Source organism: Cyclobacterium xiamenense (assembly GCF_900109255.1).
Lineage (GTDB): Bacteria > Bacteroidota > Bacteroidia > Cytophagales > Cyclobacteriaceae > Cyclobacterium > Cyclobacterium xiamenense.
In genome coordinates, this window is the sequence record NZ_FNZH01000001.1 from 115,482 (window position 1) to 130,102 (window position 14,621).

Annotated in this window: 11 protein-coding genes; 4 read left to right on the top strand and 7 right to left on the bottom strand. The window is 51.4% G+C overall.

The features are described from left to right. Positions 1 to 115 precede the first annotated feature (115 nt). A complete protein-coding gene (locus BMW71_RS00365) occupies positions 116 to 1,798 on the top strand; it encodes an AMP-binding protein (RefSeq protein ID WP_092167942.1) in 1,683 nt (560 codons plus the stop codon). A 1-nt stretch (position 1,799) separates the two neighbouring features. On the opposite strand, the gene BMW71_RS00370 is transcribed toward BMW71_RS00365, so the two are convergent. Both BMW71_RS00370 and BMW71_RS00375 read right to left on the bottom strand, forming a co-directional pair. Continuing rightward, complete coding sequence (locus BMW71_RS00370) at positions 1,800 to 2,375, bottom strand: sugar O-acetyltransferase (RefSeq protein WP_092167946.1); 576 nt, start codon at positions 2,373 to 2,375, stop codon at positions 1,800 to 1,802. Beyond that, positions 2,372 to 2,914: a DinB family protein gene (locus BMW71_RS00375; protein WP_092170074.1), complete on the bottom strand. Its 543-nt coding sequence runs from the start codon at positions 2,912 to 2,914 to the stop codon at positions 2,372 to 2,374. The genes BMW71_RS00370 and BMW71_RS00375 overlap by 4 nt, the downstream gene beginning before the upstream one ends. A 170-nt stretch (positions 2,915 to 3,084) precedes the next feature. On the opposite strand from BMW71_RS00375, the gene BMW71_RS00380 reads away from it, so the two are divergent. The 3 genes from BMW71_RS00380 (at position 3,085) to BMW71_RS00390 (ending at position 6,493) form a co-directional block, all read left to right on the top strand. Beyond that, on the top strand, positions 3,085 to 4,455 hold the full coding sequence (locus tag BMW71_RS00380; protein WP_092167948.1) for an exonuclease domain-containing protein: 1,371 nt from the start codon (positions 3,085 to 3,087) through the stop codon (positions 4,453 to 4,455). A gap of 58 nt (positions 4,456 to 4,513) precedes the next feature. After that, complete coding sequence (gene mgrA / locus BMW71_RS00385; protein ID WP_092170076.1) at positions 4,514 to 5,533, top strand: L-glyceraldehyde 3-phosphate reductase; 1,020 nt, start codon at positions 4,514 to 4,516, stop codon at positions 5,531 to 5,533. Between the two features lie 162 nt (positions 5,534 to 5,695). Beyond that, positions 5,696 to 6,493, top strand: coding sequence for a hypothetical protein (locus BMW71_RS00390; protein WP_092167951.1), 798 nt, complete (start codon positions 5,696 to 5,698; stop codon positions 6,491 to 6,493). 1 nt (position 6,494) lies between these two features. Here the strand turns inward: BMW71_RS00390 and BMW71_RS00395 are convergent, their stop codons facing one another. The 5 genes from BMW71_RS00395 to BMW71_RS00415 form a co-directional block, all read right to left on the bottom strand. Then, positions 6,495 to 7,118 carry a hypothetical protein gene (locus BMW71_RS00395; protein ID WP_092170079.1) on the bottom strand — a complete coding sequence of 208 codons (624 nt, stop codon included), beginning with the start codon at positions 7,116 to 7,118 and terminating at the stop codon, positions 6,495 to 6,497. 37 nt (positions 7,119 to 7,155) lie between these two features. Then, entirely contained in the window at positions 7,156 to 7,869 is a 714-nt protein-coding gene (locus BMW71_RS00400; protein WP_092167954.1) for an SIR2 family NAD-dependent protein deacylase, read from the bottom strand. Positions 7,870 to 7,887: 18 nt separating this feature from the next. Continuing rightward, positions 7,888 to 9,735 (bottom strand): OmpA family protein, encoded by a 1,848-nt coding sequence (locus tag BMW71_RS00405; RefSeq protein WP_092167956.1) that lies wholly within the window; start codon positions 9,733 to 9,735, stop codon positions 7,888 to 7,890. Positions 9,736 to 9,741: 6 nt separating this feature from the next. Continuing rightward, on the bottom strand, positions 9,742 to 10,905 hold the full coding sequence (locus tag BMW71_RS00410) for a hypothetical protein (RefSeq protein ID WP_092167959.1): 1,164 nt from the start codon (positions 10,903 to 10,905) through the stop codon (positions 9,742 to 9,744). A gap of 278 nt (positions 10,906 to 11,183) precedes the next feature. After that, positions 11,184 to 14,594 (bottom strand): DUF1080 domain-containing protein, encoded by a 3,411-nt coding sequence (locus tag BMW71_RS00415; protein ID WP_092167962.1) that lies wholly within the window; start codon positions 14,592 to 14,594, stop codon positions 11,184 to 11,186. Positions 14,595 to 14,621: the final 27 nt, after the last annotated feature.

Sequence of the window (14,621 nt, forward strand, 5' to 3'; positions counted from 1 at the left end):
TAATTTCTTCGCAAATCCCCCCTTTACAACAAAATTTTACAAAACGTTTTAAAAGAAGCGTACATTCAATATCTTAGTGAAATTAGCCCAATTACCTAACCTTAATGTATTGGATATGGAAGATTCCCCCTGGTTTACATTTTACCCCAAATCGGTACCCACCTCGATAGACCCGGACGAGTTTAGCAGTGTGGTGGATTTATTGGAAGAAAGCATCGGGAAATATGGAGATGCCGTTGCCTATGAGTGCATGGGAAAAACCATTTCTTTTAATGAACTGGATGTCTTATCAAAGACCTTTGCGGCATTTCTTCAGCAGGAGCTGCAGCTGAAAAAGGGGGACCGCATCGGTATCCAAATGCCCAACTTGCTGCAATATCCGGTGGTCATGTTTGGCGCGCTCCGGGCAGGGCTGATTGTGGTAAACACCAATCCGCTGTACACGGCGTCTGAGATGAAGCATCAGTTTACCGATGCCGGTGTAAAGGCGGTGGTGATTTTGGCAAATTTTGCCCATAATCTGGAGAAAATACGGAAAGAATCCGGAATCAATCACGTGGTCGTTACCGAAATCGGAGACCTATTGGGGGGACTGAAGGGAGCGATTGTTAACCTGGTCGTGAAATACGTGAAAACGATGGTGCCTGCCTATTCCATTCCGGATGCTTGGTCTTTCAAAAAGGCAATGGCAGCAGGCAATCCGAAGGCCTTTGAAAAGCAGGGAATGGAGGGAGCCGATTTGGCCTTTCTTCAATACACCGGAGGTACCACCGGAGTTTCCAAGGGAGCGATGCTGAGTCACCGCAACATTGTTGCCAACATGCAGCAAATCTCTGCCTGGATGAAACCAAAGCTACGGGAACGGGAGGAGACGGTCATAACGGCCCTGCCGCTGTACCATATTTTTGCCCTTACCGTCAATTGCCTGGCCATGATGAAGATCGGTGCACATAACGTGCTGATCACCAATCCCCGGGACATGCCCGGTTTTTGCAAGGAACTAAAGAAACACCGATTTAGTGTGTTTACAGGTGTCAATACCCTTTTTAATGGCTTGTTGAATCAGGAGGCCTTCCGATCCCTGGACTTTGGATCCCTGAAAATAGCCGTAGGCGGGGGAATGGCCGTGCAGCAGGCCGTTGCCCGCCGCTGGCAGAAAGTGACCGGTACCCCACTAGCCGAAGGGTACGGCCTTACCGAAACCTCTCCGGTGGTTTCCTGCAATCCCATCGATGGAACGGAACGGCTCGGCACGATTGGTGTGCCTCTTCCCAATACGGAGGTTAAGGTGGTGGACGATGCCGGAAATGAGTTGCCTTTGGGCGAGCGAGGTGAGCTCTGTGTGAAAGGTCCACAGGTAATGCCGGGTTATTGGCAACGGCCTGAAGAAACCGCCGCCGCATTTTACGGGGAATGGTTCAAGACAGGGGATATCGCCGTATTGGACGAGGATGGATTTCTGTGCATCGTTGACCGGAAAAAGGAGATGATCCTGGTTTCGGGATTCAACGTGTACCCCAACGAGGTGGAAGATGCGTTGGCGGCACACGAGATGGTCAACGAAGTAGGGGTGATTGGGATACCGGACGAGAAATCGACCGAACGGGTGATTGCCTACGTGGTGAGCAATGATCCTTCGCTTAAAGCAGAGGAATTAATCGAATTTTCCCGGGAAAACCTGACCAGCTATAAGGTGCCCAAAGAAATCCATTTTGTTAGCGAACTCCCCAAATCCAACGTTGGAAAAATACTTCGGCGGGTAATCCGCGAAAACCACGAAAAAAAGCTACAAGCGTAGGCTAGGCCCTCCGCTCATCGGCTTTCAAGTTTCTTAGGACCCTGGCGGGATTGCCTCCGGCCACTACATCCGAAGGCAGGTCTTTGGTGACTACGGCACCCGCTGCCACAATGCTGCGTGCGCCGATGTGCACCCCGGGACAGATGATGGCCCCGCCGCCTACCCAGACATCGTCCTCGATGCGGATGGGCCTCCCGTATTCCAATAAAGATCCCCGGGTGGCTGCATCAAGGGGATGCGTGGCTGCATAAATCTGCACATTCGGTCCAAACAGGCAGCGGTCGCCGATATGTACCGGTGTTACGTCCAGCACCACACAATTGAAATTGAAGAACACCTGGTCGCCCACCCGTATATTGTAGCCATAGTCGCAGAAAAAAGGAGGCTCCAATCCAACGTCTGCACCCACCGCTCCCAGTAATTGGGAAAGTACCTGCTGCCGAAGCAGCGTTTCATCCGGGGCGCTGTCGTTTAGCTTTTTTAATAAGACCCGGGCTTGAAGCCGTTCTTTGGAAAGCTCCGGGTCGGAGGCGAGGTACAATTCGCCTGCGAGCATTTTTTCTTTTTCTGTTTTCATTTTTCCGAAGCCAATAAGGATTTCAGTTGTTTGCAATGTCTTTTTTCATGCGCAATGATGATGTCAATGGCTGTATCCAGGGGATAGACTAGCCAGCGATTGGCGGGAGAGGCGATCATCAGACCTCGATTAAAATAAGGCTCTAGCTCTTGAAGGTAGGCCGATAGCCGATGCTGGGTGTCGACGAATGCCTGCTGCAGTTCTTTATCGTGCAGGGAATTACCTGGTTCCCAGGGGGAAAAGGTTTTGATACGGGCAGGTTTTTGGTTAGCGGAAAGAATCAGTTCCCCCAATTTCCTGCCATAGAAAGGGATTTTTCCAAGCAGTGGCGCTTTGTAGCGCTGCTCGATAAGTTGATCAAAAATGGGGAAGTAGGATCGGTTTACCAGCACCAGGTGGTGTACTACCTGCATGGGGCTCCATTGTTCCGGGCCGGGCTTTTGATTGAGGGTAGTCAGGTCGTACCCATTTAGCAGCGTATCCACATCCCAGGTAATCTGGGTCAGTTCCATCTGCCAGGCATCGGCTTTTTCGTTCATTGCGTAGCGGGTTCGTTGGTTTATCCTTTCTGATACCTGGGCCGTGAATAAAAGTCGTTTCCCAACCATCAAAACTTAATATTACGCAAATGATAAGAGGAATTCAAGAAAGAATTTAAATCAATTCCTTTTGATTCTCCAGCCAATAGCCGTTATTTTATCTTTTGCTTATGTATGCCATCGTAGATATTGAGACTACCGGCGGCTTTGCTGCCCAGCACCGCATCATTGAGATTGCCGTTGTCTTTCACGATGGAGAAAAGATTACGGGCCATTACCAGCAGCTGCTTAACCCCCGGCGTTCGTTGCCGGCATTCATCACGGGCCTTACCGGAATTGATGCCGGTATGTTGGCGGATGCGCCCGATTTTTCTGCGATAGCCAATGATTTATGGGACTTGTTAGAGGGAAAAATTTTTGTTGCGCACAACGTGAGTTTTGATTATAACTTTGTCAAACAGGCATTTGCGCAGGAAAACAAGGATTTCAAACCCCGCCGCTTGTGTACGGTCCGGCTTGGTCGTAAGATTTTTCCCGGTCTCAGAAGCTACAGCCTGGGTCAATTGTGTGAGGCACGGGGTATTCGGGTAAAAGACCGGCACCGGGCGCTGGGAGATGCCTGGGCCACGGCTTTGCTCTTTGAGCAAATGCTTCGGGAAGACCGTACGGAAGAAATTCCCCGAGCCATCAAAGGGAAGGAAAAGGCACGCGTACTTCCGCCAAATATCAGCCACGAACAGTACAGGCAGTTGCCCACGGCCACAGGCGTCTACTATTTTCACGATAAAAACGGTAAGGTCATTTATGTGGGCAAAGCAGTCAATATCAAAAGCCGATTTGAAGGCCATTTTACCGGCAAGTCGAAGGTAAGCCTAAAATCCGAAATACATGCCGTCAGCTTTGAAGTCACGGGAAGTGAACTGCTTGCGCTATTGCTGGAAACACTGGAAATAAAGCGGTTGTGGCCGAAATACAACCGCTCCCTGAAAGTAAAAGCAGCCTCCTGGGGGATTTTTGCGTACTCGGACCAACAGGGCTTTCAGCGGTTTCAGGTCAATAAGATTTTTCCGGGCGTAAAACCGATACTCACCTTTAGCAGTCATGCTGAAGCCTGGAAAAAACTGTTGGAAAAAACCAGTGAACTCGCGCTCTGCCCAAAACTAACCGGGATACAGAAAACACCGGGAGCCTGCTACGATTTTGCCCTTGGAAAATGTGCCGGTGCCTGCTGTGGCTTCGAAGCTCCCGAGGCGTACAACCGAAAGGCTGCTGTTTTGTGGGAGGAAGGCGGTAGCCGGGCAGGGGAGCGCTTTCTGATAAAAGACCGGGGAAGAAACCCGGAAGAGGAGGCCGTATTGCTCGTGGAGGATGGATTTTTGGCGGCATTTGGCTACATCGATCAGGCGACAGACCTGCAGCACAGTGGGGAAGTCCTTTCTTTTTTGAAGCCCGTAAAGCGTGTGGTGGAAACCCAAGCCTTGTTGCAGGCGTTTTTGCCGAAGTTACCCCAAAGCCGGATCATACCTCTGGCAGAAGATTGATTTCCATTTTCTGGATTAAAGTGTACCTTTGGCGCTCCAACTAACCTACGATTTACCCATGAAAATTAACGATTTGGATCCACTGATGCCCTACCAACCGCAAGAAAGCCGGTACGAATCCATGAAATTCAGGAGGTGTGGCAAAAGTGGCCTCGACCTGCCCATGCTATCCCTGGGTCTCTGGCATAATTTCGGGCATAGCGATGATTTCAGGAATGCGCGAACCATTCTTCGCACGGCCTTCGACCTCGGTATCACGCATTTTGACCTGGCCAATAATTACGGACCACCCTACGGTGCCGCGGAAGAAAACTTTGGAAGAATTTTTGAAAAAGATTTTAAGCCACTTCGGGACGAACTCCTAATCTCCTCCAAAGCCGGATGGGACATGTGGCCAGGCCCCTACGGAAATTTCGGTTCCAAAAAATACCTGGTGGCCAGCCTGGATCAAAGTCTTCGCCGCATGGGGCTGGACTACGTGGATATCTTTTACCACCATCGTCCCGATCCGGCCACCCCGCTGGAGGAAACCATGGCTGCCCTGGACCTGATCGTACGACAGGGGAAGGCCCTCTACGTAGGGATTTCTCAGTACAATGCGGAAGACACCGCGCGGGCATCGAAAATCCTGAAAAAATTGGGAACGCCCTGTTTGATTCACCAGCCGCGTTACAGCATGATGGATCGTTGGGTGGAGGATGGACTTTTGGATGTGCTGGAGACCGAAGGAATCGGAGCGATTGCCTTTTCTCCCCTGGAGCAGGGGGTGCTTACCAACAAGTACCTGAAAGGTTTTCCGGAAGACTCCCGGGCCGTGAAGGATGGGAGGTACCTCCAGACCGACAAGATCACCCCAGCGCTTTTGTCTACCGTGGAGCAACTCAACGAATTGGCCAGGAAAAGAGGCCAAAGTCTGGCCCAAATGGCCATTGCCTGGCTACTAAAAGATCCCCGCATTACATCCGTTTTGGTAGGAGTCAGCAAAGCCGCACAACTTAACGACAACGTAAACAGCCTGCAGGCGCTTGATTTTTCGGAGGAAGAACTGACGAAAATCGAACAGCTGTTGCGCGCATAGACCTGTTTTAGACGTCGATTTTAACAGGCCCTGAATGGAGTTTCAACCATTCAGGGCTTTTATTTTGCAATGGAATTCGTTCGGGAGGTGAGAAAAACGGATAATCGGTATTTTTTCTGTTTAAAAATTTGTACCTTAACTGGGAACCCAATTAACCGAGTTATGAAAAAGCAGCTAATTACGGGGTTTTTGGCACTACTTGTAAGCCTAAGCCTCATCGCACAGGAACAGCAGTATTTGGTCTTTGAATTTATCAAAGTTGAACCCAACCGGGTTTTGGATTACCTGGAGTACAAAGATTTTTTGGCAGAAGTACACAAAGTTTCGAAATCGGAAGGCCACATCGAAGGTTGGGATTTCTGGTCTCTGCAGTCGGGTTCCGATTTGGAGGGAGAAAATTTTCAGTACGTTACCGTCACCTATTACCAGGATCCTGTTAAAATGATGAACGGAAACGATCCGGATCAACTGGTGGACCTCGCAATCAGTGCCTTTCCGGAGATGGACGAAGATCAGGTGCGGAACAAAATCAGGGATGCCATGGACATGCGGGATCTGGCCGTACGAAGCTATATGGTGGAGGTGGCCAGGACCTCCGATGCGTTTGAGTTTAAACCGGGGATGCTGGCTTCCTTTGACCTGATGAAAGCCGTAGAAGGCAAATTTCAGGACTACGAACGGGCGGAGAAGGAGGTCTTTTTGCCCATCCATCAGAAAAAGATACAGGCAGACCTGATGGAAAACTGGTGTTTCCTGCGCACCGCACTTCCCACCGGTAGTGAGGCCAAATCTACCCACCTGACCATGAATATTTATGCCAACTACCTGCAATTCTTCAACTCCATGGAATACGAGGACATGGAAATCACGGAAGCGCAGCAGCAGGCGGTAGAAGCGGGCCTGAATTCACGTGATCAGAAATGGGTGTATCTGGCTACGCTGGAAACGCTCGTTCGCTAAATCAGGCTGGATGGAACACCTCGTTTTGCCATCCCATTCGTCGACAAATCTGGACCATCAGGTAATTGACACCGGTATGGAACACGACCAGTAGGAAGATGGCCAATAAGGGAACGCCAAAAAACTGGTAAGGCCAGGCATAGGTCCATACGCCCATCTGTATGGTGATGATCTCTCCGTAGGTAGGGAATATCAGCGCTACCAACAAGGTAAGAATTACCTTGTCACGGGTACGTTCCATGCGAAGGGATGCAAACAGGTCTTTTTCCAGCTGATAAACGAAAGTAAAGGCGAGGGACCAGGCAAATGGTAACCAATAGGGAAAGGTACGCCCTCCCAGATCATGGTATTCCCAATGACCGTAGTAAATTCCCCATGCTTCGCAACAAACTCCTAACAGCCCTCCCAACAGGGAACCCGTAAGGAAAACGTATCGGTCTTCCGCATGAATTCGGAATTTTTTGACCAGGGAATAGGCCAGGTATAGTGCCAAAATCACGCCTACCCAGGCATCCTGTGCGTGAAAACTCCCAATGAAGAAGCCGGCAATGCTGAGCTTCAGGATGTTTTTTGCGAGTAGAATACCGGTATCGGTTTTGGAATACGTGTTTATGGCTGTTTTCAAGGGCTGCTGTTTTGGAAGCAAAAGTACGAAAAAAAGGTTACTGCGGAAAGAACTGTCGTTGCAGGTACGCTTCCAGGAGCAAGACCCCTTTTCCTGCCGTTTGTTCAATCGGAATCAAATTTGCGGCTGGGTAATAGGCAGGCATTTTTGGGTCCAGGATGTACTTAGGGATTTCTGCCGCAGCAAAGTCGATCAAGCCTGCTGCCGGGTACACCAATAGCGAGGTACCAATCACCGCGAAGGCGTCGGCATCATTCACTGCAGCGATGGCGGCATCCATCATGGGAACCGGTTCACCAAACCAGACGACAAAAGGGCGCAATTGGGAGCCCTTTTCACAAGTGTCCCCCAGGTTGATTTCCGTTCCTTCCATGGGGTAAACCAGCCTGGGGTCCAGGCTGCTCTGCGCTTTGAAAAGCTCTCCATGCAGGTGGATGACCCGGGTGGAACCCGCTCTTTCGTGCAAGTCGTCTACATTCTGCGTGACGATTGTTACGCGGTATTGCTGTTCCATTTCCGCAAGCTTCAGGTGTGCCGTGTTGGGAAGGGCTTTCCGGCAGGCTTTCCGCCGCTGATTGTAAAAATCCAATACCAATTCCCGGTTTTTTTTCCAGCCCTCGGGCGTGGCCACCTCCATCACATCGTGGCCCTCCCACAAGCCATTGTCATCCCGAAACGTACGGATTCCGCTTTCCGCAGAAATCCCGGCTCCGGTCAATACGACCAGGTGTTTTTTTTCCGGCTTGTCCATCCTACCTGACAGGTTTCGTTATTCGATGCCTGAATTTAAAAATAAAATTTGAACTTCCACCTTTCGGTCCTCCGGTTGTGCAGCCGACACCGCACCTCGGACCAATTGTGCGCCAGGAAAAAGTTGAATTCGATCCCGGGCTATGCCAAAACGTTCCTCCAGCGCCTGGGCCACCGACCGGCTACGTTTTTCCGCCAGGGTTAGGTTGTAGGCCGTACTTCCGGTATGGTCCGCATAGCCGGTAAGCGCTACCCGGGTATCCGGAAAACGGCGCAAGGTACCCGCAATTGCCGCCAATTTGGCCAGAGCAGGTGCGGATACCGCATGTTGATTGATTTCAAAATAGATGGCGGCGTATAAAGGCGGCAGGGTTATTTCCTCAGGTGGGATTGTGGTGGTTGTAGTGCCTATCCAGATTCCCGGCAAATCGCCCCACCACTCCGGGATCGAGCCGGACCAAAGAGGTACCTGCGGTTGCAACCGCAGCCCGGGGCTTGCAGGCATAGCGGCCGGAACTTTTGAAATGCCGCTAGACAGTTTGGGAAGGTTGTCTCGTGCGCTTGTATCGGGAGAAGAACCCATTTGTCTGCCGACGAGGGGAGGTAGCACCGGGACAAACAGTCTGTAATAAGATCGGGCAGGGCGGTTGTCAGCGTATTGTCTGGGAGGAAAGGATCGGGCTTGCGGCAACTGCCGGAACGTCCCGCCGCTACGTTCCGATGGCGGTTCCGGATAGACCGGATAAACCGAATGGAAGGACGGATAGGGGGCGTTTCGCTCCTGCACGTAATCCGATTCCAAGGGTAGGGTTTCGCCGGATCCCAAAAAGTACCTGCTTGCCAGTTTGTTTTCTGTAGGGGCGGTTGTATTGGATTCCAGCGTACCTTTCGACAAATTAGGGGCGACTGGAGATTCCAGTGCGTGCTCGGGTTTCGGATCCGGAGAAATAGCGGACCTCTCCTCCGATGAAGCTGGCAGCGGCATGCCCTCGGGTCTGCCTGCGATTGTTTCGGTACTGCTTATCTCCGGTTCGCTCCGGATTCGAACCAACCGGCCGGACGGGCTGACGCTACTGGCGTTAAATACAGCTCCTCGCGGTGCAAGGCTCAGCTTAATGCCCAATTGGTGCTGAAATAACCAGTCTGTAGCGGGATCGGATCGGTTCGCTTGATCCCTGAGTTCGGCGCCTGCCGGGAGCCGCCGCGGCTTCTCAAAAAGTGGGGTATTGTTTGGCTGCGCATTGGATTGAATAAACAGTTCCACTTGTCGGCTTAGTCTCAGCCGTAGTCCCAGACCCATATCCAGGTAATAGTGCGATCCGCTTTGCTCTTGCCTGAACAGGGGGCCGGATTCGTTTTCGGCAAAATCTGCTTGGGGGCTGTCGAAAAGCAGCCTATGGGTTTGCCCTTCCCAGTGACGCCAGCCAATCCCCAGCAGCACGTAGGGTGCCAGAAAGGATGTTTGGCGAAGGAGCTTTCCGTTGTCCATCCGAAAAATCAGTGCCGACCCCATGGACCAAAGCTTTGCCTCGTAAAGGGTAGGAGCCTGGTCCTTGAGGGATATTTCGGACAGGTCGGTTCCGTTGCCCGAGAGGGTCTGTCTGCCACCGTAGAAGGACAATCCCAAACCGCTAGTCAACCGTTTTTCCAAGCTTGCATTCCAATTGGATTCCGGCCTCAGGGGAAAGGAGGGGCGGAATGCTTCTCTCAAAGTAGCGGATATTTCCGAGGAATAGGGGCGCAGTTGACCGTAATAGTTGGTGTACCCGGTAGAAAGTCCCATTCGCCACCGATACTGCTGGGATAGCCCCGGCATCAGGTAAAGGAAAAAGACGACGAGTAGCAAGATACAGTTTTTGGTTTTCATCGGCTCTTATTTTCGTAATCCCAACCATAGGCTGAACTCCGCACTGAAGCCAACAAAAGGGTAAATGGTGACGTCTTCAATGTTGGAATTTACATCCGTTGACGTAAGTACGGCACCGGCATTGAAGCGCAATACCCGGAAAAAACTGTAGCCCAGGCCTACATAAACCGGCCTGCCAATCAGGGGGCCGCTGATCTCTCGCTCATTGCTATCCCGCATATTGCTGAAAAAGACGCCCGTTGAAATGGATGCATTTCCCAATACTTTGGTAAAATTTTTATTGGCCAGTGGAAGCGATATCCCGCCAAAGGCCGAGGTACCGTAATCCAGGTTATTGAAATCTCCGCGAAAATACGTACCCGCGTACCCGATACTTAGGGGCAGGTAGTAAGGCTTGTTTTCCGTGGGGTAATTGTCAATGACACGTACGTCCACCAGCATCAGCATCTGGTTTTGCAGGTATTGACTGGTTTCTGCTTTGAGGAGTTTGATTAGCTCCTGTTTTAACTGATCCGCAAAGAGCGCTTGATCCTGAATGTCTGGATCCGTTTTCTTTGCCAGTAAATTAAATCGGGCCTTTTTAAGCTTTACCCGATCGAGTTGGGCAATTTTTTGCTTCACCACATCCGAAAATCCCTCAAATTCCTGGTCCAGCGGGTGTTGGAAGTTTTTTAACCCCTGCCAGACGATCTCGTTTACGTGGTCCAACATGGCAGCGGGGCGACTCAAGGTTTCGGTGCCCCGTTTTCCCGCCAGGATTGTGGCCTGAATGTAACTTTCCAGGTTTTCGTGCAGGGCATTTTCTAGCGAGGCCGTTTCTTCCTCATCCGACGCACTGTAGAAATAAAATCTCAGTGTGTAATTTTCGCTACTGCGCAGGGGATAGGCGACAAAGAGTTCGTAATTGGTCGGGCTACGAAGGTAGGGCGCTTTCCAATAATAAAAATCTGCCTGTTTCTCGGTTTTTTTACTTTTAAAAACCTGGACCTCTACGCGTTTGATTCCTTCCGGCAGGCTTCCTTCCAGGTAGAATGGCGTTTCAGAAGGTAGTGGAAGCCCTCCGTTCAATTGATTTTTTTCGGCGGAAAATGAAACCGATTCGTATTGTGCCTGTACCAGGGCCGGCCAACATAGAAGCGCAATGATCCATAAAATTCGTTTCGTTTGCATGGGAAGCAGATTGGTTTTAGAGCGTTAAAAACGGCTTATCCGCAAAAAAATAGAATAAGTCGCTATAATTTTTCAAAATAATGCAAAAACTAAGCCGAATTTTGCTGGGTAAGGTTCTTTTTGTTGCGGTGTTGCAGCGGTTTTGGGGATCTTTTTTTAGAAATCGCTCGATATCGCGTCAGCGGATTCGGGATACAAGGTAGTGTGTGTGGAAGTGGTAAAAAAAAGAGGCTGCCTCCTGAAGAAACAACCTCTTGTTTGTGGTGATAAATGGGTAGTTAAAGCGCTTTCACGCGGATGTTTTTGAAGAATACCACATCTCCATGGCCCAGGAAGCCGATGTGTCCCTTGTCCCGGAAAAGTCCCGGATGCTCCCTGCCGTCAAGGGTGCCGTTTTTCTTGGCCTCGGCGATGTTTACATCCAATATGTTCGTTCCGTTCAGAATGACCTGTATGCGGTCTCCTTCTACGATCACTTCCTGGTAGTTCCATTCGCCCACCGGTTTTTGGTGGCCCTTGGTAGCGGCGGCTACACCGTAGAGGGAACCGTGGTATTGGTATTCTTTCAGTTGATTGTAGATTTCAGCCGTATCGTCCAGAATTTGCAATTCCATGCCCACATAGGCTGCGTCTCCTTCCAGAGGCGCCCTGATTCCCAAGCCATTATTGGCACCCGGAGTGAGCTTGAATTCAAAGCGGAAGACAAAATCCCCGTATTCTTTTTCGGTCAGTAGGTTGCCACTGCCGCCCCTATCCGGATAAATCGCCAATACACCGTTATCTACCACGTAGTCGGTCTTATTACCGGTCCACTTGTCCAGATCGTTTCCGTCAAACAGTACCTCAAATCCGGCTTCTTTTTCCTCTTCACTTAGTTCGAAGGTAGGTGCTCCCGTTAGCTCCCGGATGTAGATGTCCCGGTAGGCCACATAGGTGCCGTGTGCTTGCAATTCCAATTGCCCTTCGGGAAAAATCGCTTGCTCGCGGTCCCAGTAGTTTTCCAGAGGGACCTCATCCACCACCCGTTCGCCATTGAGAAAAACGGTTACTTTTTCCCCCTGCATGCGAATATGAAAGGTATTCCATTCGCCCACCGGATTGTCCGCCACCTGTAGCGGTTTGCTGGGGTAGGTTTGGTTGTTGTACAGGCCGCCGGAACCTACTTCTGCGCCCACGTCGGTACGGGCGGTATCCCATATTTGAACCTGAGGTGTGCCTCTCAGGTAAAGGCCCGCATCGCCGTCTTCCGTTATTTTCCAGTCCACAAACAACTCAAAATCGCCAAAGTCTTTGGTGGTGGCGATGTTTTGTCCTTCTCCGGTAAAAATCAATAGGCCGTCCTCGGCTTTCCAACCGTTTTCCATGATTTCGTCCGCCTTCGCCTGCTCTCGCGCAAGCGTGCGCTCGTTCATTTCTGCACGCTTGATGGGGTTGCTGAATACACCTTTCCATCCGTCCAGGTTTTCTCCGTTGAACAGGGAATAGTAGCCTTTGCCCTCCGGCATCTCGTCCAGGTATTTCTGTAGCGAGGTTTTGTAATACTGGCTGTCCTGCCCGCTGATAACGGCAATGGTTTTCGATACGATCTCCCGCACCTTGTCTCCGTAGATTTCCTCGTTATTCAGCACGATGTTCATCACCGCTCTGGCAGCAGATTGCTGGTAGGCGGCTTGTTCCTGGTAATCGGTGGCTACCAACAAGGCCTGAAGGGTGGGGTAGTTGCCCAATTGTCCCAGGGCAGCGAGCACCGTTTCATCGGATTGGGCGAGGGCCAGGGCATTGCGGAGCATCAGGACCTTTTGGGTGGCTGTTGCTTCCACGGCGGGTACCAGGCGAATGAACCCCATCAGGGCTTCTTCACGCAACGCGGCATTTTCTGCTTGCCGGGCAATGTGAAGCAGGGCCACGTTGGCGGCTGCATCGTCGGCCTGATTCAGCGCAGCTACCACGGCGGCCTGCCGGGAGGGATTTCCGGTCTCGTAAATCGATTGCAACTTATCCAGGGCTACCTTTCCGCCGGTTTTTGCCAGCACTTTGTACAGGTAGGCTTGTTTGTCTGCAGGAAGTTGCGGCAACAGATCCATGGTCCAGCGCGTTTCCGCGGCAGGATCGTCCTTCTGTGCATTGGCTACAATGATGGCTTCCTGGATTTTTTCCAGATTGGCAGGATTTTGTTCATTCCGTAACAAGCCCACCAACGCATCCAGGTCTCCCGGGCTGGCCATATCGGCCAGGGCCGAAAGTGCCGCTTCCTTCACCCCTTGATTTGCGTCCGCTGTGGCCTCAAACACGACACCTACCTGCGCTTCAGCTGCGCGTGACGCCAGCAATCCGATCAACTGAATTTTTGTCGCTGCAGATGCATCGGGAATTCGATCGGCAATCGCGGCAGGTACCCGCGCACCTTTCATGGTTTTCAATGCAGTGAGTAAGGTTTCGGTCTCCGCTTCGTTCCCGGTCGCTTCCAATCGATCGAGTAGGGGCTCCAGCGCAAGCTCGTCGCCGGCAGTTACCAGCGCAGGAATGGTGGCCATCCGCACTTCCTCGTTATCACTACTCAGGTAAGGCAGCAGGGCCTGGGCCACGGCCGGGTCCTTCACCTTTCCCATCCGTCGGATGAGTGCTGCTTTTGCTTCCGTTGTTCCTTTTTCCAGGGTAGTTTTCCAGGTATCCAGGTCGGCGACCAAGGTTTCATCCGTCAACAGGCTCAACGCGGTTCCCCGGAATTGGGGATGGGCATCCAAGGCTGCCTCGGACAACAGGTCGCTGCTTTTTTCCGGCTGTAGCTGGACCATGAGGCCCAGTGCACCGGCTTTGGTATGGAACTGATCGCTGGTGTTGGTTTTTTTATAGACTTTTTTCGCCAGTTTTAGCGCTGTTTTTGTTTCTCCACTTTCTGCAAGCCCCGCGATGTAGCCCAGGTATTCTCCAGAGGCATTGCTGGGATCGTAGGTGAAACCCGCATTTTCCGCCGCTGCGTAGAGCACCTTTGCGCTACGAGGATCGGCGATTTGGGAAAGGGCATACAGCGCCACTTTTTTCAATTCCGGATTGGAAGAGCTGGCATAGGGAGTGATTTCATCCAAGGCCTCGGGGCTGGAGAAACTTCCCAGCGCTTCGATGAAATCAGCCTTTTTTGCATCCGAATCGGTGGCGCTCAAAGCCAGGACCAGGGCTCGTTCAGCAGATTCCGATCCAATATTGGCCATAACCCGGGCTGCGGTGCCCGAGAGGCGATCGTCTTGCAAATAGGGCTCCACATAAGGGGTAGCATCCTCTTTTCCGATCCATTTAAATTGCGTCAGCAGGAAATTCTTCGCTTCCGGGTCCTCCAATTGGTCCAGGGCTTTCCCATAGGCTTGTACGGCCATGCGGGCCAGGTTTTCCCGGGACGGGTCGCTGGCATAAAACGCGAAGCCTGCCAGGGCGTATTCCAGTTTTTCGTTGATTGAACCCGGTTTCAGTAGTAAGGCCATCTGGGAAATTCCTTCTGTACCCAGGTCTTCCATCTGCTGCATGGCGTTTTGCATTTCCTGTGCATTGGCTGCAGGAAACCGATTGAGCAGGTCGGCGATTTTGGTGGCGGTGGTCCGTCCCTGGTCCAGTTGATTTTGCGCCAGGCTGAAAAATACCTGTCCGAGGACCAGGCTTACTACCAGGGCTATGTTTAGAATGGGGTGTTTTTGCATCGTTCTGATTATTCCTTTAAGATGAGT